Here is a 22,719-nt window from a genome sequence, read left to right on the forward strand (position 1 = left end):
ATTAATAATGGCACTTACCACATTCTAATCCACCCATTTGTGCCGCAGTTAATTGCTCAACACCATACTTTTTAGATAACTCTTCATGAATCTTAGTATAGTAACCGTTGTCTTTAACCTTCACATTTGTCTCCCTATGACAATTAATACACCAACCCATTGTTAATGGCGCGTGTTGATACATTACTTCCATTTCCTCTACAGGACCATGACACGTTTGACACTCTACACCTGCAACAGACACGTGCTGAGAGTGATTAAAGTACGCAAAGTCTGGTAAATTATGTATACGAATCCATTTCACTGGCTTAGAATCACCTGTATAACCAGTACCATCCCAACCAACAGCAGCATATAATTTTTGAATCTCTGCATTATAATCCACACCATACTCTTTACCTTCAGCTAAAGTCTCTGGCGCTACTTCTGAAATAGACTTGTGACAGTTCATACACACATTCAACGAAGGAATGCCTGATGTTTTACTTACTCTAGCAGAAGAGTGGCAGTATTTACAATCTATACCGTTATCTCCAGCATGTATTCTATGAGAATAATGAATTGGTTGCACAGGCTCATAACCTTGATCAACACCAACCTGCATAAAATAACCGTACACAAAATAACCACTTGCTAACAAAAACAAAATAGCAGTTACCAGTACTAAGAATTGGTTTTCTATAAATGCTTTCCAAATTGGTTTTCTTTGTTCGTCTACAGGAATCTCAATACCCTTTGCTTCCGCAAAACGATTTAACGTACGCTTTACTAAAACCAAAGCCATTGCTAACAACCCAAATAACACTACCAGTGCACCAAGAATTAGATCATTAGAAACTCCTCCTCCAGAACCAGTTCCTTTAACCTCACCAGTTGTTGGAACAGGTTTTTCTTCTTTAGGCTGAGCAGTATATGCTAAAATATCAGTAATATCCTGATCACTTAACTGCGGAAATGCAGTCATTGCAGTCTGGTTATACTCGTTAAAAATCTTAACAGCATAAGCATCACCTGCCTTAATTAGAGATGAACTGTTGCGTATCCACTTGTTTAACCACTCTCTATCCAAACCTTGCTCATCGGCTAATCTTGCTTCTACATTACGCAAAGCAGGACCTGTCATTGGCTTATCTAGCTTATGACACGCAGCACAGTTAGTATTAAATAAAGATTTTCCGTTTGCTGGATCTCCTTCTTGAGCAGTCAGTGAAGTTGAAAACGTAAGTAATAAAATAAAACCAACACTAAATATCTTAGAGGTTAAATTACGGTAAATCACTTGTTTCATATTGTTAGTTGAATTATCTTCTAATCTTTGGTACGATTTTTTCAGTTAAATATGACAAAAGTCATGTTTCTGAAACTCTGGCAAAAGTAAGATATTAAGTCGATTTTAGAAATCATAGAGAAGTGTTAATATCTAATTTATACCAATTCTAAATAACATTTTTATGGCTATATCGTTGAATAATATAACTTTGTATTTAAACCACAAATTATGACAAAAAAAAACAAATATATCAGTACTGCAATTTTAACATTATTACTCTCCGCAAGCTTAAATGCGCAGCAAGGAGACGTCACAATTGAGCAAGATAAAGAAATAGATAAGCTGCTAGAATACAAAAAGGATGTTAAGACCAGTAAAGTCTATAGAATACAAATATTCCAAAGCACAGATCCTGATAAAGCTGATCGTGAAAAATTGAATTTTTTAAACCTATTTGACGAGTGGCCTGCTGAAATTGTTTGGAACACTCCAAACTATAAAATATGGGTAGGTAATTTTACAACAAGACTTGAAGCAGATAGAGCTCTAGCTAAAATAAAGAAAGAATACATGTATGCTATGATTTTTCAACCTAAATCTGACAAAAAATAGAAACACAGTTAAAATAAAACACAAAAAAAAGCGACTTATATAAGTCGCTTTTTTTATTTAAATTATTTAGAAATTATTTTAATTTCTTTTTTACTTCAACCTCTTGGAACGCTTCTAAAATATCTCCTTCATTGATATCATTGTAACCTTTAATTTGCATACCACAATCGTAACCTTTAGAAACTTCCTTAACATCATCTTTAAATCGTTTTAATGATGATAATTCACCTGTGTAAACCACAACTCCATCTCTAATAAGTCTTATACCAGAATTTCTGTAAATTTTACCATTAGTTACCATACAACCTGCAATGGTACCAATCTTAGAGATCTTAAATGTTTCTCTAATTTCTGCTGTACCTGTAACCTCTTCTTTAAGCTCTGGAGATAACATACCTTCCATAGCATCTTTAAGGTCATTAATAGCATCGTAGATGATAGAATATGTTCTGATATCGATTTCTTCTTTATCGGCAGTTATTCTGGCATTTCCAACAGGTCTAACGTTAAAGCCAACAATAATTGCATCAGAAGCAGATGCTAACAACACATCACTTTCTGTAATTGCTCCAACACCTTTGTGGATAATATTTACCTGAATTTCTTCTGTAGACAACTTCTGGAATGAATCAGTTAATGCTTCAACAGAACCATCCACATCACCTTTAAGGATAATGTTCAGCTCTTGGAAATCACCAAGCGCTATACGTCTTCCAATTTCATCAAGTGTAATATGACGTTGAGTTCTAACAGACTGTTCACGTTGTAATTGTGTACGTTTAGCAGCAATTTGTTTTGCTTCACGCTCATCTTCAAATACATTGAATTTATCACCTGCTTGTGGTGCACCATCCAGACCTAATATTGATACTGGTGTTGATGGCCCTGCTTCTACTATGTCGTGACCACGCTCATCGTGCATAGCTTTAACCTTACCACTATTCTTACCTGCTAAAACGTAGTCTCCTACTTTTAAGGTACCAGCTTGTACTAAAATTGTTGATACATAACCTCTACCTTTATCTAAATAAGCTTCTACTACTGTTCCGCTTGCTGCTTTGTTAGGGTTAGCTTTTAATTCTAATAATTCTGCTTCAAGTAATACTTTTTCCAAAAGCTCTTTTACTCCAGTACCAAATTTTGCTGATATATCATGTGATTGAATTTTTCCTCCCCAATCTTCAACTAATAAATTCATATTAGCTAATCCTTCTTTCACCTTGTCTGGGTTTGCGTCTGGCTTATCAATTTTATTTATAGCGAATACGATTGGAACACCTGCCGCTTGAGCATGAGAAATTGCTTCTTTGGTTTGTGGCATTATAGCGTCATCAGCAGCTACAACAATAATAGCAATATCTGTTACTTGAGCACCACGAGCACGCATTGCCGTAAAGGCTTCGTGACCTGGTGTATCTAAGAATGCTATTTTTTGACCATTATCTAACTGAACTCCATAAGCACCAATATGCTGAGTAATTCCACCAGATTCACCTGCAATCACATTTTCTTCACGAATGTAATCTAGTAATGATGTTTTACCATGATCTACGTGACCCATCACTGTTACGATTGGTGCACGAGATTTTAAATCTTTTGGATCGTCTTCTACTGTTTCTATTGATTCTTCAATATCTGCAGTAACAAACTCTACTTCATATCCAAACTCTTCTGCTACGATGGATAATGTTTCTGCGTCTAAACGCTGATTCATTGTTACCATCATACCCAAAGACATACATGCAGAAATAACTTGTGTTACACCAACATCCATCATTGTTGCAACTTCACTTACAGTAACAAATTCTGTTACTTTAAGGATTTTGCTTTCTGCTGCTTCTGCTTGAAGTTCCTTTTGAGATTGCTCTCTATGTCGATCTCTTTTTTCTCGACGGTTTTTAGCTCCTTTTCCTTTACTAGATTTTCCTTGTAGCTTTTCTAGTGTTTCTCTTACTTGCTTTTGTACTTCTTCTTCACTAGGCTCTTCCTTAACTACTTTTGGACGAGTACCTCTTCCTTTGCCTCCTCTTCTATTATCAAAGTTTGGTCTTCCGCCTCCATCATTGCCTCCTTTGCTAATTCTACGTCTCTTACGTTTATTATTGTCATTAGAAGAATCTGTCTTTTTATCTTCTTTTTTCTTCTTAGGCTTATTAAACTGAGATAAATCTATTTTTTTACCTGTAGTAACCGGACCTGTTAGTTTTTGGTATTGAGTTTTTAACTTATCATCTGTCCTAGGCTCAGTGGACTCTGGTTTCTTCTCAACTTTAGGTTCTACCTTTTTTGGCTCTTCTTTTTTAGGCTCAACCTTCTTAGGCTCCACTTTTACAGGCTCAACCTTTTTAGGTTCTTCTTTCTTAGGCTCCTCTTTTTTAGGTTTTTCCTCTACTACCTTTTGTTTTTCTTCTTTAACAACAGGCTTTTCCTCTTCTTTCTTCTCCTCTTTAGCTTTTGGCTTTTTATCTAAATCGATTTTACCTATCTGCTTTGGACCACTAAGCTCAGCCTTTGCTTTTACAACAGACTCTTTTACAGCTTCTTTCTTTTCCTTTTCTACAATTTCGCGTTCGCGCTGCTCACGAAGCTTCTCTTTTTCCTTGAGTTTTGCTTCACTTACCTCTTGAGCTTTTTCACGCTTAGATGCATCTGTTTGAAATTCATCAGATAACGTGTTGTAAACCTCTTGCGAAATTTTTGTATTAGGACTTTTCTCAATTTCGATGCCCTTAGACTCTAAAAAGTCTACTGCACGGTCTAATGAGATGTTTAGTTCTCTTAATACTTTATTAATTCTAATTTGAGCCATAAATTGCTGTAATATACTTAAATCTGTTTTATATCAATCTAACTTCTTCTGTTTTTAAAGTTAAACTGCTATTAGTCTTCAAACTCTTCCTTAAGAATTCTAATGACTTCTAATATTGTTTCTTCTTCTAAATCAGTACGTTTTACTAAATCGTCTACGTCTTGTTCTAGAATGCTTTTTGCTGTATCCATACCAGCTTTGCTGAATTCATCAATAATCCATCCATCGATTTCATCTGAGAATTCTTTTAATTCTACATCTTCTTCTGCACCTTCTCTAAACACGTCTATCTCATAACCTGTTAACTGACCTGCTAAACGAATGTTATGTCCACCTCTACCAATAGCTTTGGACACTTCTTCTGGCTTTAACAACACCTCAGCACGCATGTTTTCTTCGTCTAACTTTAAAGATGTTACTCTTGCTGGACTTAATGCTCTTGTTACATACAGTTGCGTGTTGTTTGTAAAATTAATTACATCTATATTCTCGTTACCAAGCTCGCGCACAATACCATGAATACGAGACCCTTTCATACCAACACAAGCTCCTACAGGATCTATTCTGTCGTCATAAGAATCTACAGCTACTTTAGCTTTTTCTCCTGGTATACGAACTACTTTTTTCACTGTTATTAAACCGTCAAATACTTCAGGAATTTCTTGCTCAAATAACTTTTCTAAAAACAATGGTGATGTTCTAGACATTATAATTGCAGGCTTACTTCCTTTTAATTCAACACTTTCTATAACTCCTCTTACATTTTCACCCTTTCTAAAGAAATCTGAAGGTATTTGTCTGTCTTTTGGCAAGATAATTTCATTACCATCATCGTCTAATAAAATTATAGCTCTATGACGGATGTGATGTACCTCTGCAGTATAAATTTCACCTTCTAACTCTTTAAATTGCTTATAAATGTTAGTATTATCGTGCTCATGAATTTTAGAAATAAGATTTTGTCTTAATGCTAAAATTGAACGTCTTCCTAAATCAATTAACTTTACTTCTTCTGCAACGTCTTCACCTACTTCAAAATCTGGCTCTATTTTTTGAGCTTCTGATAATGCAATCTCTTGATTAGGATCCTCAACTTCACCATCTGCAACTACGATACGATTTCTCCAAATCTCTAAATCACCTTTATCTGGATTGATAATGATATCAAAGTTGTCGTCGTCTCCGTACTTCTTTTTTAAAGCATTACGTAACACATCTTCTAGAATCGCCATCAGCGTCACTCTATCAATTAACTTATCGTCCTTAAATTCTGAAAATGACTCTATTAACGCTACATTTTCCATAATTGAATTGAATTAAAATTTTATTTTAACTTTTGCTTCTTTAATGTTATCAAAAGCAATATTAACTTCTTTAATTATTGTTACCTTACCTTTTCCTACTGGTTTTGGTTCTCTAGCTTTCCACTTTAACATCACCCCTTCTAGTGTAACATCTGTTAATTGCCCTTCTAGCACATTACCTTCTACAGTTTTTATTTCTAGGTTTCTACCTATATGCTTATTATACTGTCTTGGTTTTTGCAAAGGCGATGCTGCACCACAAGAGGATACTTCTAATGAAAAGTCTTGCTCTTCTCTATCAAGATTGTGCTCAATGGCTCTACTTACAAAGATGCAATCTTCTACTAACACACCATTATCGCCATCTAAAATAACTTTAATGGTATTATCTGATAAAATTTCAAAATCAATAAGGATTAAATCCTTACGCTGATCTAGTGCCTGATCTAATAAATCTTTTACTGTATCCTTAAACATCTCTTGATATAAAAAGAGAGGACTTTTTCGTCCTCTCTCGTTTTCTTTCCGTAAACAATTGTGCAAATATACAATATTATATGAACTTTTCAAAGTCCAGTAAAATGGATTTATTTTCGTAAATTTATGTAACTAATATAAATCACTCAAAATAATGAATAGAATCCTAGTCCCTACTGATTTTTCGGAGCAAGCAACTAATGCTTTGGAAGTTGCTGCCATGTTAGCAAAAAAACATGATGCCGAAATTTACTTATTACACATGATGGAAATACCTATGCAACATATTGATCCAGGATCTGTAAAAAGTGACATTCCTGAAACGCTTTTTTTTATGAAACTAGCGCATAAAAAATTTGAAGATCTTATGGATAGTGATTTTTTAGAGGGCATTACTGTTCATGAAACTGTAAAGGCTGATATTACATTCAATGAGATAAAAGATGCTTGCAAAGAATTTGACATTGACTTAATAGTTATGGGCTCTCATGGTGCTTCTGGCCTCAAAGAAATGTTTATTGGTTCTAATGCTGAAAAGGTAGTTAGATCTTCTGATGTTCCTGTGCTGGTTATTAAAAATAAGCACAACAGCTTTAATATTAAAAACTTTGTTTTTGCCTCCGACTTTAAAAATGACAATAGAGAAACTTATAAACAAGCCGTAAAGTTTGCGGAATTATTTGATGCTAAAATTCACCTATTACTAGTTAATACTGCAAATAATTTTATTACAACTCACGAATCTAGAACTCGAATAAACGATTTTATTTCTGGGCAGAGTTTTGAAAACTATACTATAAACGTGCACAACGACTTTAGTATAGAACAAGGTATCTTAACTTTTTCTCAAGAAATTGACGCGGACCTAATAGGTATAAGTACACATGGCAGACAAGGTATTGCTCATTTTTTTAATGGCAGCATAAGTGAAGACTTAGTAAACCATGCTAAAAGACCAGTAATAACTTTTAAGATATAAAAGAATACCACAGATGTAAATAAAAAATCCTAATCAAAAATGATTAGGATTTTTTTGTTGATCTGCTTGAGCTCTCTTCGATTACACTCTACATAAACTTCTCATCTTATATATTGTAAAAAAAAAAAAAAATCCTTACTCTAATAGAATAAGGATTTAGATTTCAGTTGGCCTACTAGGGCTCGAACCTAGACTCTTCTGGACCAAAACCAGACGTGTTGCCAGTTACACCATAGGCCAATCTCTCAAATTGAGGGTGCAAATTTAATACAAAAGTTGTATTAAGCAAAAAAAAGTAAAAAAATAATTGAAATTACTTAACGTTAACTTAAAAATGTAGGCATTACTATAATAATTAGTAAATTCGCCAGCATCATTAACCAAGGTTTTCAATGACAGATTTTAACTTTAAAAAGTGGAATAACGTATTAGCATGGCTAGTATTTGCAATCTCTTGTACAGTCTATGCGCTAACTGTAGAACCAACAGTAAGCTTTTGGGATGCAGGAGAATACATCTTAACATCATCTAAATTACAGGTTGGTCATCCACCAGGAGCACCATTGTTTCAAATGATGGGAGCTTTCTTTTCTATTTTTGCTTTAGAACCTTCACAAATTGGTATGATTATGAATTTAATGAGTGCTGTAGCAAGTGCTTTCACCATTTTATTCATGTTTAAAACCATAAGTCTTTTATTAGTAAAACTTGTAAAATATAATGAAGATCCTTCTCAAGGTAAAGGACTAGCCATATTAGGCAGTGCTTTTGTGGGTAGTTTAGCTTTTACGTTTACAGACTCTTTTTGGTTTAATGCTGTTGAGACCGAAGTCTATGCCATGGCTACGCTTATAATGTCTATAATGTTCTATTTAGCGTTGCGCTGGGAACAAGACATGCATAAGCCAAGAGGTAACAAATGGCTAATTCTTATTGCTTTTGTTATTGGTCTTTCGTTTGGAGTTCACTTTATGGGATTACTAACTATACCTGCTATTGGCCTTATATACTACTTTAAGAATTACAAAACGATAACCGTTAAAAACTTTATTTTAGCAAACGTTGCTTCTGCCGCTATACTTTTGTTTATTTTCAAATTATTATTGCCATCTACTTTAAAACTCTTTGGTAATTTAGAAGTGTTTTTTGTAAACTCTATAGGATTACCATTCAATTCTGGAACTATCATTACAGGCCTCTTGGTGATTGCCTTGTTCTACTTTGGACTAAATTATACTCGTAAAAAAGGATTTATTCACCTTAACACATTGGCACTATGCCTTATGTTTATTTTTATTGGGTTTTCTTCTTGGATGATGCTACCTATCAGAGCTAATGCAAATGTAATTATTAACGAGAATGATCCGTCTGATGCCAGAGAATTATTAGCTTACTATAACTTAGAACAATATCCAGAAACCCATTTGTTTTACGGACCACAGTTTACCGAAATCTATTCTGGAGCGGATAAAGATGAGCCTTTTGTTAATGACAAAAAGAACTACGAACGTGACGAAAAAACCGGAAAATACATAATCATTAACGAGTGGGAAGGCACTAAACAAAACTACAACCATGAGCATGCTTCTATACTACCAAGAATGTGGAGTAGTGAACATGCTGAAAATTATATGATGTTTGCTGGGTTAATTGATTTTAAAATAAACCCAAATCTTCAAAAAAATGCTTTTGATGAAGCATACAATGTCTTTATGAACGATGCATTAAGACAAGGTTTAGGCGAAGCTGAAGCAGACCAAATCGCTACTGAACAAGCAAGCTCATACGCTTTACAAGAAAAACGTCGTTTTGACCAAGTTGTCAACGATTTTAGAACGCGTATAAAAAAAGGTGAAATAGACTACGAAGGCTATGACAAATTCTTAAGACGATACGGACAACAATACCTAATTGTAGAGCAACCTTCTTTTGCAGATAATATTACCTATATGCTCCAATACCAATTTGGTTACATGTATTGGCGTTATTTTATGTGGAATTTTACCGGAAGACAAAACGATATTCAGGGTAAATACGACGATTTTAATGGTAATTGGATTTCTGGAATTAAGTTTATTGACGAATTGCACCTAGGTGTATCTCAAGACAACTTACCTACAGAAGTTTTAGAAAATAAAGCCAGAAACACGTATTACTTCTTACCATTATTACTCGGTATAGTTGGATTTTTGTTCTTATTGTATACAGATGCTAAACGTTTTTGGGTTTTACTAGTTTTCTTTTTAATGACTGGTTTAGCAATTCAATTTTACACTAACATTAGACCTTTTGAGCCTCGTGAACGTGATTACTCGGTAGTTGGATCTTTCTATGTGTTTGCCATTTGGATTGGCTTTGGAGTTTATGCCATCTACGATCTTTTAAAATCTAGCATAAAAACAAAATTATTAGCTCCTGCCGTTACAATCGCATGTTTAGTTATTGTACCAGGTGTTTTAGCGGCTAACAATTGGGATGACCATGATCGCTCAGGAAAATATACAGCCAATGCAATGGCAAGAAAGTATTTAGAATCTTGTGCACCAAATGCCATTCTATTTACCATTGGAGATAACGACTCCTTCCCATTGTGGTACTTACAAGAAATTGAAGGTGTAAGAACAGATGTTCGTGTGGTTAACACAAGTTTATTTCAAACAGATTGGTATATAGATCAAATGAAACGAAAGGCCTACGAAAGCGATCCTATTCCTTCAAAATTGACCCACGATAAGTATAGAGGTAGCAATAGAGATATTACAATCTACAGAGAGATTACTAGAAAAATTGCAAACGACACTTTAGACATCAAAGAGTTTATGGACTTTATAACCAGTGACAGACCAGACACTAAGTTTGAACATGTTGTAAAAGCTCAAGGTGAAGATCCTAGACAATATCCTAAACACATTCTTAACACTAATTATTTCCCAACAAGGCATATCAGTATTCCTGTTAATAAAGACCAAGTTCTTAAAAACGGTATTGTTAAAGCCAAAGATTTGGATAAAGTTGAAGACAAAATTTATGCTGAGATAGAAGGAAGTTATATCTACAAAAACAGATTATTAATGTTAGATATTTTAGCAAATAATAATTGGGAGCGTCCAATCTACTTTACTGGTGGAGCCTTTGGTGCAGAAGACTATGTTTGGCTTAAAGATTACCTACAATTAGATGGCATGTGTTACAAACTAGTACCGATAAAAACACCTGTAGACAGAGCTAACCCTTACGATATGGGACGTGTTGACTCTGAACTTATGTACAACATGGTGAAAAAATGGAATTGGGGAGGAAGCGGCGAAGACATCTATCACGACATTGAAAGTAGAAGAAACGGTATTACATACAGAGGTAATTTAGCACGATTAATAGAAGCTCTTATCAATGAAGATAAGTTAAAAGAAGCTGAAGAGATTGCAGATATTGCCATGGAAAAAATGCCTGTAGATAAATTTGGATACCACTCACTTTTAGAACCATACATAAGCGCTTATTACGAGGTCGGAAATACCGAAAAAGGAAGAGCTTTATACAAAGATGTAGCAAAAGTTTATCAAGAAAACTTAGTGTACTATGGAGGCTTAGAAGAATACGATCAAATAAGATTAATTGATGACATATATCTAGACATACAACGCTACAGAGCCTTAGTAGACCTTCTGGTAATATATAACGACAAAGACTTTGCTTTAGAGGAAACCAAGAAGTTTAACAGCTACCTAAGCCTACTTAAACTTATGGATTCTGCCGAGCAAGAAGAACAACCAAGAGACGATATAGACATTAATACTATTTTAAACGATACAATTAAAGATTCTATTACTCCTGAAGAATAAAAACTAATGCAGATTATTCCAGCCAAAACACCAGGATTTGTAAAAGCATTATTCCCAAATTTTGTCTGGAATATCAACACACCAAACAAAGAGCTTTATCTAACCTTTGATGATGGACCCACGCCCGAAATTACAGATTGGGTACTTTCTACATTAGAAGAATACAATGCTAAAGCAACGTTTTTTTGCATAGGCAATAACATTGAGAAACATCCAGAAATCTTTCAAAGAATCATTAATTACGGACACGCTGTAGGCAACCACACTTTTAATCATCTTAAAGGCTGGAAACACCAAACTGAGGATTATATTAATGATGTTATTAAAACTGAAAGCTTCATAAAAAAGCACAAGCTTAATAGTAATGAAAAGTTATTTAGACCTCCTTATGGAAAATTCAAATCAAAACAGAGCAAAAAGATTTTAGAACTAGACTACAAAGTCATTATGTGGGACGTTATTTCTTATGATTGGGATAAATCAATATCTGAAGAAAATTGCCTAAAAAATGTAACATCTACTGCAAAAAATGGTAGTATTATCATTTTTCATGATAGCGTAAAAGCATACAAAAACCTAAAATATGCCTTACCTAAAGTTTTAGAATATTATAGTAAAAAAGGATTTGCGTTTAAGGCTTTATCTAGAGATACTCTTGAATAATACTTATTAAAGTAGCAACATCTTGCCCACCGCTGTGACGCCATTTCATCTCGCCATTTTTGTAGATTATTAAAGTAGGCAAACCCTTTACTCGCAATGCTTCTGCCAGCTCTCTGTTTTTATCAACATCTATCTTAATAACCTTAGCCTTATCACCTAATGCTGCAGCAACATCTCTAAGTATAGGATGCATAGCTATAGATTGGTCATTCCACTCTGTGTAGAAGTCTAATAGTACCGGAATATCGACATCTATTAATTCCCCAAATTTTGACATACATTATATTTTTAGTCAAACTTATTCAACTAACCTCTTAAACTTATGAGTAAAAAAAACACAACAGATTAGTTACGAACTATATAAAAATAAGCATTTCTTTACAATTATGCTTGTTTTGTTCCTTTTTTGAGCTCTATTACAGTAATTTCTGGCCATATACCAACTCTGCCTGGATAACCAAGATAACCAAAACCTCTATTAACATTTATATATTGACCAAGAGCTTCATATATTCCTGCCCATTGCTTGTAGCGCCATTTTACAGGACTCCATTTTATCCAACCAGGAATTTCTATACCAAACTGCATTCCGTGCGTATGACCACTCAAGGTTAAATGATAATGGTACGTATCATTTACCACTTGCGCATCCCAATGACTCGGATCATGAGACATTAAAATTTTAAAATCATCAGAATTAATCTGCGACGAAGCCTTTTTAAGATCTCCTTTTTGCTTGAAGCCTTTTCCCCAATTTTCAACTCCAACGATAGCTATTTTTTCACCATTTCTTTCTAAATATCTATGCTCGTTGAGTAAAAGATCAAAACCAATTTCTCTTTGTATATCTTTTAAATCTTCAAGATTTTTTGCTTTTTCTGCTGAGGAATCCCAATCCACATAATCACCATAATCATGATTTCCCAAAACAGAATATTTTCCGTCTTTAGCCTTTAGTCTACTAAAAGTAGTTTTCCAAGGTAACATCTCTGAAGCTTTATTATTTACCATATCACCTGTAAATAATATAACATCAGATTTCTGATCATTTATTAGATCAATAGCATATTCAATTTTCTCCTTGTTATCAAAACTTCCAGAATGTATATCGCTGATTTGTGTTAGTCGATAACCATCAAAAGCCTCTGGTAAATCTTCAAAGTGCAGTGTATAATTCAAAACTCTAAAATTATACTTACCCTTATACATACCATACAATAATGATGCAAATGGTATTGCAGCTAGTCCTAGACCTATTTGGCTAATAAACTTACGTCTTCCTGGTATATGAAAAACCTCTTTTTTGGCAATAAACTTATCATACAAACCAAAAATTCCTCTAATGATATCTTCGCCCAAAAGTATAGGTACAAGCACAAGATTTAGAGACATAAAAGTTAATAAAAAACCAAAAGCATAACTTTTTAAAGGGCTTAATACCCTACCTTCATTCACTACCGTAAATTGAAGAATAAAATTACCAACTACAACGACAGCAATTGCAATAAATAAGTAATGAATCCACGTTTGCTTTGTCACAGTCTTAATGGCCTGAAAACCGTAAACTGTAAGTAAAATATATAGTATAATAAAAATTATCCATCTTGTCATAAGACAAATTTAAACATATGCACCTGTACTTATCTTATGAAAGTGTTAAAGGTTTTTACAGCTAAATCATCCAAACTATTAACCTCTGTTTTAAAATAAACAGTTTTTGATTCATCAGGCATTAAATCGAAAAAATTATCAGAAAAATGACCTTTAGCGTTTGTATACAAAAACACATCTTTTTGAAGTGTTGACGAAGACAACTCTACAGAAAAACCATCATTAGTTTTAGTGATTATTTTTTGAATTTCGGCTTGATGCAGTTTTAAATCTTTTGGTTTTACAAAGTAGAAAAATGATGAATCACCATTGAAAGTTGAAACTAAAACAGTTTCGCCTTTATTGAAGTTTAAGGCTTTTAAATCTAATTCAAATTTTACTTCACTTGAAAGTGGCTTGACCGATATTTGCTCTTCGTTAGACCAAATAACTTTGCCTGAAAAATTCATTAGTTTCAAACTTAGCTTTCCTGATATATCTTCTAAACCATCATTAACAACCCAGGTTTTTAAAGTTTCATTTTCAACTTTTGAAGACACTAAAATATTTTCAAAACTTCTTTTAGCCTTATAATGTAAGGCTTTCCAATTACCAAAATAATCGATACTACTCCATGAAACCGCTGGCCAGCAATCATTGAGTTGCCAGTATAGTGTACCCATATTATAAGGTTTTGCACGTCTATGTGCTTCAATACCTTTAGTGATGCCGTAAGCTTGTACTAATTGACTCATATATACATAATCTTCCGCTGAATCAGGCACAGGAAAATCGCGTTGCATATAAGTTTCTATAATTTGAAATCCTCTAGAATGCTTTTGATGATTTTTAAAACCTTCAGAAGTAATATCTATACTATCCTTTTGATTTATGAATTGAATGACCTCGTAACTCGGAAACGACTGAAACCCAAACTCACTCATAAAACGTGGCACATTATCTTCCAGATGTTCAAATGGATAACCATCGTGCCAAATCCACCAATCGTGCGCATCGCCTTCTGACTTATACAACGGATTGCCTCTTCCATATTTTGGAGACGTTTGCCAGTAACTGGTATTTGAGTATTGATTCACTACTTTTGGAAGTATGCTATCAAAAACCTTTATATAATTGTTCCAAATTTCTTCTTTCTCTTCTTCACTTCTGTCGGCTTGCCAACCCCAACGATTCCAGCCTTCAGAACTTTCGTTATTACCGCACCAAAGTGCAATAGATGGATGATTTCGCAATCTTTTTACATTCTGCTCAGCTTCTTTAGCAACATTATCTAAAAACTCAGTGTCGCCAGGATACATTGCACAGGCAAACATAAAATCTTGCCAGACCAAAATGCCTTTTTCATCGCACAAGTCATAAAACTTATCATCCTCATAAATGCCACCTCCCCAAACTCTCAGCATATTCATATTGGCATCTACAACATCGCTTAACAACCTTTCGTAATCACTATTTTTTACTTCATTTTGAAAACTGTGCTGTGGAATATAATTAGCGCCCTTGGCATAAACAGGCACATCGTTGACTTTAAAATAAAAGGATTCGCCATTACTATCTCTTTCGGTAGCCAACTCAACAGTTCTCAAACCTTTTTTTACTGAAATACTATCTAAAATTTTTCTGCCATCTTTTACAACAACTTTAATATCGTATAAATATGGTTCGCCTAGATTGTGTGGCCACCAAAGTTTTGGGTTTTTTATATCAAAAATAATCTCTGATTTATTTTGGTCTGAATATTCTACATTCAATTTATTATTAACATAAACACCATAGGTCAAATTACTTTTATCTTTCGCTTCAACCTTTATATCTAATATGAATTTTGCGATGGAATCTTTCAACTCAATTTGATTTAAAAATGTTTCTCTAATCTTAAAATCATTCCAAGCCACTAACTTTATCGGTCGCCAAATACCACTTGTATTCAATTTTGGTCCCCAATCCCAACCGTATTGAAATTGTGCTTTTCTTGTAAAAACACGCTCGCCTTCCGGTAGCTCATATGATAATTTTTCTTGTGCTTCTTTTTCATATTTAGAAGTACTTTCAAAAACTAATCGCAATTCATTTTCAGCTTTTAAAAGTGGTTTTACATCTACGTCCCATTTTCTAAATGCGTTGTTAGCTTTTAAAATTAAACTGTCATTTAAATAAACCGAGGCGTAAGTATCTAGACCATCAAAATTGAGCTCAAAATGTTTTTTCTCGAGCAAGTCTTCGCTTAATGAAAAAGTGGTTTTGTATTCCCAATCGGTTTCTGAAACCCATTGTACTTTTTCTTCATTATTACCAATAAAAGGGTCTTCAATAAATTGATGATACAACAAATCTGAAAACACATTTCCCGGAACAGTTGCAGAGTTCCAAACGGTATCTGCTACTTTTTTGAATTGCCAATTTTCATTGAGATTAATTGTAGTTGGTAAATCGTGTTTTGGCTGACAGCTGAAACAGAGTAAACAGGTTATAAAAAAAACAATAAAATATCTCATATCATAAGTAAAGGCTAGATTGTCTGAAAACTTGAGTTTTGTCAATCTGAACTCGATTCAGATCTTAAAAAAACACTAAACATAAATTAAAATGAGATTCTGAAACAAGTTCAGAATGACACTTCGCTATTTCTAAGAACCTAGACTAATTTATCGCATCTAAAATAGCTTTTATTTTTATTGGGTCTGATAAGGTCATTGGCACAGAAAACATAGAATTACCTTCCGCTTTGGTTGTTGAAGCTGAAGCGTGAATTTCGTCTAAACCAGCTTGTTTAAACAGCCTCGCATTTTTTAAAGACACGCCTCCTCCTGCTAAAATTTTGATTTTATTTTCGGCTAAAACATTTAATTCTTTTAATAGCTCTAAACCTTCTTCTGCGGTTGTTTTTTGGCCTGAAGTTAGCACACAATTAGCACCAAGTTCTATAAGTTGCAATAAGGTTTCTTTTGGGCTTTTAACCTCATCAAAAGCACGATGAAATGTGAATGGTAAGGGCTTGGCAAGGTCAATCAGAACTTTTGTTCGTTCGTCATCTAATGTATTATCAGGTTTTAAAACACCTGAAACAATGCCTTTACAACCTAAATCTTTGCAAAGCTGAATATCGGTTTTCATTATCTGAAATTCATCATCAGAATACACAAAATTGCCACTTCGAGGACGTATCAACACAAAGACTGGAATGTCTAATTCTTCAATTACTTTTTTCAATAAACCATATGATGGTGTAATGCCACCAACCGAGAGTTCTTGACACAATTCTATGCGATGTGCTCCTGCCTCTTGAGCATTTTTTGCGGATTGGTATGAGTTGGCGCAGATTTCTAGTTTCATAGTATTTCCTGCGAAAGCAGGAATCTTTTTAATTTGTACTTGTTCTTTTGTTTTACACCCCTAAAGTCCCCTCAAGGGGACATTCCTAAAAAGGAACTTGTGAACTATTGTTCATTTTGAGATGACTTTAGAGTATCTCATTAATTTACAATGATCTCATCAATAAAGGTCCAAGCTTTGTTACCAGCACCTTGCTTGCCTTCTGGGATTGTGCCGTAGTTTTTCACTTTAATTTTAATATATCTCGTTTTACAACTATTACCTGATTCAAATACAATACATTCTAAATTAATTTTTTTAGTCCGTTCAGTATCTTCAAAAAAAGGTTTACTAAACTCAACTCTCATATCATTACTAAAATTATTTTCATCATCGACATATGTAACAATTACTTTGTCCGGTAAATAAATCCATTGCCCATTACTTTCATAAAAACGAACTTCAAAAGAGTTAATTTCTGTTTTCTTCCCCAAATCAATTGTAACCTCAATATCTTCTCCCCAAAACCCTAACCATTCTTTATCTCCATATCGCGAATCACTTCCTGAAATACCATTAATTAAACCTTCTGCTCCACTTCCAGAGTAGGCTTTATGTGGTTGTTTATCTATCGTGATTTTTGCACCAACTGCTTTGTGGTAATTAATGTTTTGTGTAAAAGTTTTTCCTAATTGTTTCTCCTCATTAAATACAGCTGCTTTGATTGTTGAACTTTCGGTAATCGGAATTTTAGAGTCGTAAACTTTTGAATTAAAGGTAGGCTCACTTCCATCTAAAGTATAACAAATGCTCTTGCCTTCTGTTAGAGTTTTTAATTCATAATACGACTTTCCGTCTTCAGAAATTAAATCGCCTTCAATTTCATAAAGATGATTGGCATAGTTAATATCCAAAGCATCTAAACGCAGATGAAAGTTTTCTAACCTCGAAACAAAATCCTTGTAGTTTTTATGTTCAGGTTGAGACCAAACCACTTCGCTCAGCGCCAACATTCTCGGAAATGCCATATATTCAAGATGCTTTTCATTTGGAATGTATTCTGTCCAAATATTGCCTTGAGCACCTAAAACATATTTTGATTCTTCTATTGTTAATTCTTTTGGAATTGGATTAAAATCATACACTTTTTCCAACGGCAAAAAACCACCAATAGCCAAAGGCTCATCCTCATTTTCGGATTGGTAATAATCGAAATAGCAATGTGATGTTGGTGTCATTACCACATTATGTCCAGATTTTGCAGCTTCAACTGCTCCACTCGTACCTCGCCAAGACATAACCGTTGCATTGGGTGCCAAACCACCTTCCAAAATTTCGTCCCAACCAATGATTTGTCGCCCTTTTGAGTTAAGATATTTTTCCATTTTGGTAATGAAATAACTTTGTAAATGGTGCTCGTCTTTTAAGCTTTCTTTCTTAATCAGGTCTTGGCAATGCGCACAATTTTTCCAACGGGTTTTTGGTGCTTCGTCTCCACCAATATGAATGTATTTGCTTGGGAAAAGTTCTAAAACCTCATCCAAAACATCTTCTAAAAACGCAAAGGTTTTTTGATTTGGACAATAAATTTCCTCAAAAACTCCCCATTTTTTGGCTACTTCAACGGGTTCATCTGTACAGCCTAACTCTGGATAAGCCGCAATAGCAGCTTGTGCGTGACCTGGCATTTCTATTTCAGGAATCACAGTAACAAAACGCGCTTTAGCATACTGAACAACATCCTTAACTTCCTCTTGGGTGTAATAACCTCCATATCGTTTACCATCAAACTGATGTGGTTGGTCGCTGTAATGTCCTACCAAAGTTTGATTTCTATAAGCTGAAACCTCTTGTAATTTGGGATATTTCTTAATCTCAATGCGCCAACCTTGGTCGTCTGTAAGATGCCAATGAAAAGTGTTTATCTTCAACATAGACAAAGCATCAATGTATTTTTTTATAAAATCAACCGAAAACATATGTCTTGCCACGTCGAGATGCATACCACGATAAGAAAATTGAGGTTCATCTTTAACTATCAATGCCTGAACAGTAATTTCATTCTCTAAAAACGTATCATTTTCCAGACCAACAGGCATTAATTGCCGTAAGCTTTGCACAGCATAAAATGCACCTTGATCTGTTGATGCTTTAATTGTCATTCCGTCTTTTGAAACCGTTAAAACATAGGCTTCAGGCTTTAAATTGTTGTCTAGTTTAAATTGAATTTCATTTCCTTCTTTCAGATGTATTGGACTTCCGCTTTCAATAAAATCTTTTAAAAACAGCGCGCTAACCTTAAGATCGTCATCGTAAGTTATTCCAGTAGATTCATCAATTGTAAAAAATGAATCTATTATTTCTACAGAATTTGGAAGCGGAATAATCTGTGGTTGAATTATTTGAGCAGGCTCTTTCTCACAACTTATGATTAAAAGCAACAAAATAAATAAACATAGGGATTTCTTGATGTGCATTTTAGTATATTAGATGCTTTAAAATTAGCAATCTTTTGAAAAATCTTAAATTATTTTCCACTTTCATTGCTATCCTTTTATTTTTTGGATGCAATAAAAACAATAATCTCAAACCTGCAAAAAAAGACCAACCACTAACCAACTACGTCAATACCTTTATTGGCACAGGTGGTCACGGCCACACCTATCCTGGCGCAACGATGCCTTTTGGTATGATGCAACTGAGTCCTGACACACGTTTAGAAGGTTGGGACGGCTGCTCTGGCTATCATTACACTGATGAATATATCTACGGATTTTCACACACACATCTTAGCGGTACAGGTATTAGCGATTATGGCGACGTTCTTTTAATGCCAACCAATGCTATTAATTTCAATAATGGATATGATGGAAAATCTGGTTATAGAGCTCACTTTTCACACGAGAATGAAAGTGCAGAACCAGGTTATTATAAAGTACATTTAGATTCAACTGATATTGATGTTGAGTTAACAGTTTCCAAACGAAGTGGTATTCATAAATATCAATTTCCATCGGCTGAAAATCAGTATGTGGTTTTAGATTTAGCACACAGAGACAAACTGTTGGGTTATAAAATTGACAAGTTAAACGACAGAGAAATCAATGGTTACAGACATTCTGCTGCTTGGGCAAAAGATCAGCGTTTGTTCTATCATATTAAATTTTCGCACCCAATAAAAAACATCGTCTATGATGACGGCGAAAGTGTGGCTGTGAGTAAAAATTACAAGTTTGAAAGTAAAAAGGCCGTCATTCAATTTGAAAACCCAAACAACGAACCAATCCTCATTAAAACAGGAATTTCAGCCGTTGATGAATCTGGTGCTTATAAAAATTTGGAAGCCGAAGTTTTAAACAAAGATTTTGAAACCGTAAAGCAAGAAGCACATCAAGCCTGGGAATCTCAACTCGAAAAAATTGTTATTGAAGGTGATGATTTAGACAAAAAAACCAATTTCTATTCCGCCTTATATCACACAATGATTGCACCAAATATCTATCAAGATGTTGATAGTCGTTATAGAGGTATGGATTTAGAAATTCACGAAACTAAAAATTTCGATTATTACACTGTGTTTTCACTTTGGGATACGTACAGAGCTGCTCATCCGCTCTATACGATTATAGAGCAAGATAAAACCAATGATTTCATCAATACCTTTTTGGCAAAATATGATGAAGGCGGCATAATGCCAATGTGGGATTTATCAGGAAATTATACTGACTGTATGATTGGCTACCACGCTGTACCTGTTGTTGCCGATGCGTATTTAAAAGGTATTCGCGGCTACGATACCGAAAAAGCTTTTGAAGCTATGAAGCATTCGGCAACGCGAGATAAATTTGGGTTAGAAGCCTATAAAAATTATGGCTTTATTCCTGTTGATGAAGAAAGCGAATCGGTTTCAAAAACCTTAGAATATGCTTATGATGATTGGACCATAGCTCAGATGGCTAAAGCGATGAATAAAGACGACGATTATAAAACCTACATTCAACGTGCGCAATACTACAAAAATGTGTTTGACCCAAGTAGTAAGTTTATGCGTGGACGTTTTAGAAATACGTGGTTTTCGCCGTTTGATCCTTATGAAGTTAACTTCAACTATACCGAAGCCAATTCTTGGCAATACAGTTTTTATGTGCCACAAGACATTTCTGGCTTCATAGATTTATTGGGTGGAAAAGACGCTTTAGAAGCCCAACTTGATGAATTATTTTCGGCAAAAAGCGAAACTTCGGGACGTCATCAATCGGATATCACAGGTTTAATTGGTCAGTATGCTCACGGTAACGAGCCAAGCCACCATATGGCTTACCTTTATAATTTTGTAAATAAGCCACATAAAACCCAAGAGAAAGTTCATCAAATTTTAACCGAACTCTATAAAAACGAACCAGATGGTGTTTCGGGAAATGAAGATTGTGGGCAAATGAGTGCGTGGTATGTATTGAGTTCTATGGGCTTTTATTCTGTAACGCCAGGTTCTAATCAATATATCATTGGCGCACCACTTTTTGACAAAGCCACTATTAATCTGGAAAATGGAAAACAATTCAACATTACAGCGCATAAACTAAGTGATACCAATAAGTATGTAGAATATGTATATTTAAATGGTGAAAAACTAAACAACACCTACATCACTCATAAGGATATTGTGAATGGTGGTAATTTGGAATTTCATATGACCGACAATCCAGCGGTTTGGGGAAGTCAAGACGGTCAAGAGCCAAAAACCGAAATAACAGACCACATTATTTTACCGTCGCCATTTATTGAAAAAGGGGATATCACTTTCAGAGGTTCTACGGAAGTTGTTTTAAATACTTCTGAAAAAGATGCCAAGATATTTTATGCTATTAATGATGAAGATTTTCAACTTTACGAAACGCCTTTCAATATAACAGAAGACACAAAAGTGAAGTTATATTCTGAAAAAGACGACCTGAAAAGTCCTGTGCTAACCACGCCTTTTTATAAGATTGACCCAAACTTAAGCATCACTTTAGAAAGTGAATTTGCTAATCAGTATTCAGCAGGTGGAAATGATGCGCTTATTGATGGCATTAGAAGCACCAAAAACTACAGAACAGGCAGTTGGCAAGGCTACCACAACACAGATTTAGTGGCCACTGTAGATTTAGGAAGACTGAAACCTATCAACCTGATTTCTGTAAACTTCTTGCAAGACCAAGGTGCTTGGATTTTTTATCCGACCGAAGTGCAATGCTTCGTTTCAAAAGATGGTAAAAACTATAAAGCTTTACCATCGCAAAAGATAAATACGCGAGACAGAAATAATGAAATTGAAATTAAAACCACTGAGTTTAAAATTCCAACAACAGAATATAAGTATGTAAAAATCATCGCAAAGAAACTAGGCGAACTACCAGAATGGCATTTGGGCTACCCAATGGATGGCAGAAGCTGGATTTTTGCTGATGAAATCTCGATAAGATAACTATGGCATTTAACTCATTAATTCCAACATTAGAAGTCGAAAGTATGGATAAAACCATTGCGTTTTATGAATCGTTCTTAGACTTTAAATGTATTAGCAGAGACGCCAATAATTGGGCATTTTTAAAAAAGGATGATGTGGAAATAATGCTATCTTCACGTTTTTACGAAGATAAATTTCCAAAACCTGTTTTTACAGGCGGTTTATATATTTATGTAGATGATATCGATGTGATATGGCAAATACTAAAAGACAGAGTTGATATTTGTTATCCTATTGAGAATTTTGAATATGGTATGCGCGAGTTTGCCATTTTTGATAACAATGGCTACAGATTACAATTTGGTCAAGAATTAGAACCTAACTAACAACA

The 22,719-nt window shown here is 34.4% G+C and carries 15 protein-coding genes and 1 tRNA gene; 6 read left to right on the plus strand and 10 right to left on the minus strand.

Features of this window, described 5'->3' with window-relative positions:
- Position 1: 1 nt before the first annotated feature.
- On the minus strand, positions 2–1,288 hold the full coding sequence (locus tag P7122_RS03490; RefSeq protein ID WP_278004392.1) for a c-type cytochrome: 1,287 nt from the start codon (positions 1,286–1,288) through the stop codon (positions 2–4).
- Positions 1,289–1,498: 210 nt separating this feature from the next.
- On the opposite strand from P7122_RS03490, the gene P7122_RS03495 reads away from it, so the two are divergent.
- Positions 1,499–1,882 (plus strand): SPOR domain-containing protein, encoded by a 384-nt coding sequence (locus tag P7122_RS03495; RefSeq protein WP_278004393.1) that lies wholly within the window; start codon positions 1,499–1,501, stop codon positions 1,880–1,882.
- A gap of 73 nt (positions 1,883–1,955) precedes the next feature.
- On the opposite strand, the gene infB is transcribed toward P7122_RS03495, so the two are convergent.
- From infB to rimP, 3 genes are all read right to left on the minus strand, one after another.
- Positions 1,956–4,691 (minus strand): translation initiation factor IF-2, encoded by a 2,736-nt coding sequence (gene infB, locus P7122_RS03500; RefSeq protein WP_278004394.1) that lies wholly within the window; start codon positions 4,689–4,691, stop codon positions 1,956–1,958.
- Between the two features lie 71 nt (positions 4,692–4,762).
- Positions 4,763–5,995: a transcription termination factor NusA gene (nusA, locus tag P7122_RS03505; protein WP_278004395.1), complete on the minus strand. Its 1,233-nt coding sequence runs from the start codon at positions 5,993–5,995 to the stop codon at positions 4,763–4,765.
- A gap of 12 nt (positions 5,996–6,007) precedes the next feature.
- Positions 6,008–6,472, minus strand: a complete 465-nt coding sequence (gene rimP, locus P7122_RS03510; RefSeq protein ID WP_278004396.1) for a ribosome assembly cofactor RimP — start codon at positions 6,470–6,472, stop codon at positions 6,008–6,010.
- A gap of 154 nt (positions 6,473–6,626) precedes the next feature.
- Here rimP and P7122_RS03515 point away from each other — a divergent pair, with 154 nt between their 5' ends.
- Positions 6,627–7,451, plus strand: a complete 825-nt coding sequence (locus P7122_RS03515; protein WP_278004397.1) for a universal stress protein — start codon at positions 6,627–6,629, stop codon at positions 7,449–7,451.
- 167 nt (positions 7,452–7,618) lie between these two features.
- Here the strand turns inward: P7122_RS03515 and P7122_RS03520 are convergent.
- Positions 7,619–7,691 (minus strand) — tRNA-Gln (locus tag P7122_RS03520).
- A gap of 152 nt (positions 7,692–7,843) precedes the next feature.
- On the opposite strand from P7122_RS03520, the gene P7122_RS03525 reads away from it, so the two are divergent.
- Together P7122_RS03525 and P7122_RS03530 are read left to right on the plus strand one after the other, a co-directional pair.
- Positions 7,844–11,293 carry a glycosyltransferase family 117 protein gene (locus P7122_RS03525; RefSeq protein ID WP_278004398.1) on the plus strand — a complete coding sequence of 1,150 codons (3,450 nt, stop codon included), beginning with the start codon at positions 7,844–7,846 and terminating at the stop codon, positions 11,291–11,293.
- Positions 11,294–11,299: 6 nt separating this feature from the next.
- On the plus strand, positions 11,300–11,956 hold the full coding sequence (locus P7122_RS03530; protein WP_278004399.1) for a polysaccharide deacetylase family protein: 657 nt from the start codon (positions 11,300–11,302) through the stop codon (positions 11,954–11,956).
- Here the strand turns inward: P7122_RS03530 and P7122_RS03535 are convergent.
- The 5 genes from P7122_RS03535 to P7122_RS03555 all read right to left on the minus strand — a co-directional run bounded on the left by P7122_RS03535 (position 11,937) and on the right by P7122_RS03555 (position 19,356).
- Positions 11,937–12,233 carry a thioredoxin family protein gene (locus tag P7122_RS03535; RefSeq protein ID WP_278004400.1) on the minus strand — a complete coding sequence of 99 codons (297 nt, stop codon included), beginning with the start codon at positions 12,231–12,233 and terminating at the stop codon, positions 11,937–11,939. The two genes, P7122_RS03530 and P7122_RS03535, sit on opposite strands and share 20 nt — an antisense overlap.
- Before the next feature lie 107 nt (positions 12,234–12,340).
- The gene (locus P7122_RS03540; RefSeq protein ID WP_278004401.1) at positions 12,341–13,567 is read right to left on the minus strand and encodes a metallophosphoesterase; all 1,227 of its coding nucleotides are present in this window, start codon (positions 13,565–13,567) and stop codon (positions 12,341–12,343) included.
- 29 nt (positions 13,568–13,596) lie between these two features.
- The gene (locus P7122_RS03545; RefSeq protein WP_278004402.1) at positions 13,597–16,107 is read right to left on the minus strand and encodes a beta-mannosidase; all 2,511 of its coding nucleotides are present in this window, start codon (positions 16,105–16,107) and stop codon (positions 13,597–13,599) included.
- Positions 16,108–16,207: 100 nt separating this feature from the next.
- Complete coding sequence (locus tag P7122_RS03550; protein ID WP_278004403.1) at positions 16,208–16,900, minus strand: copper homeostasis protein CutC; 693 nt, start codon at positions 16,898–16,900, stop codon at positions 16,208–16,210.
- Between the two features lie 140 nt (positions 16,901–17,040).
- The gene (locus P7122_RS03555) at positions 17,041–19,356 is read right to left on the minus strand and encodes a beta-N-acetylhexosaminidase (protein WP_278004404.1); all 2,316 of its coding nucleotides are present in this window, start codon (positions 19,354–19,356) and stop codon (positions 17,041–17,043) included.
- A 35-nt stretch (positions 19,357–19,391) separates the two neighbouring features.
- Between P7122_RS03555 and P7122_RS03560 the strand changes: the two genes are divergently transcribed.
- Both P7122_RS03560 and P7122_RS03565 read left to right on the plus strand, forming a co-directional pair.
- On the plus strand, positions 19,392–22,346 hold the full coding sequence (locus P7122_RS03560; protein WP_278004405.1) for a GH92 family glycosyl hydrolase: 2,955 nt from the start codon (positions 19,392–19,394) through the stop codon (positions 22,344–22,346).
- 2 nt (positions 22,347–22,348) lie between these two features.
- On the plus strand, positions 22,349–22,714 hold the full coding sequence (locus P7122_RS03565) for a VOC family protein (protein ID WP_278004406.1): 366 nt from the start codon (positions 22,349–22,351) through the stop codon (positions 22,712–22,714).
- Positions 22,715–22,719 lie beyond the last annotated feature (5 nt).

Source organism: Winogradskyella marincola (genome assembly GCF_029624125.1).
Classification (GTDB): Bacteria; Bacteroidota; Bacteroidia; order Flavobacteriales; family Flavobacteriaceae; genus Winogradskyella; species Winogradskyella marincola.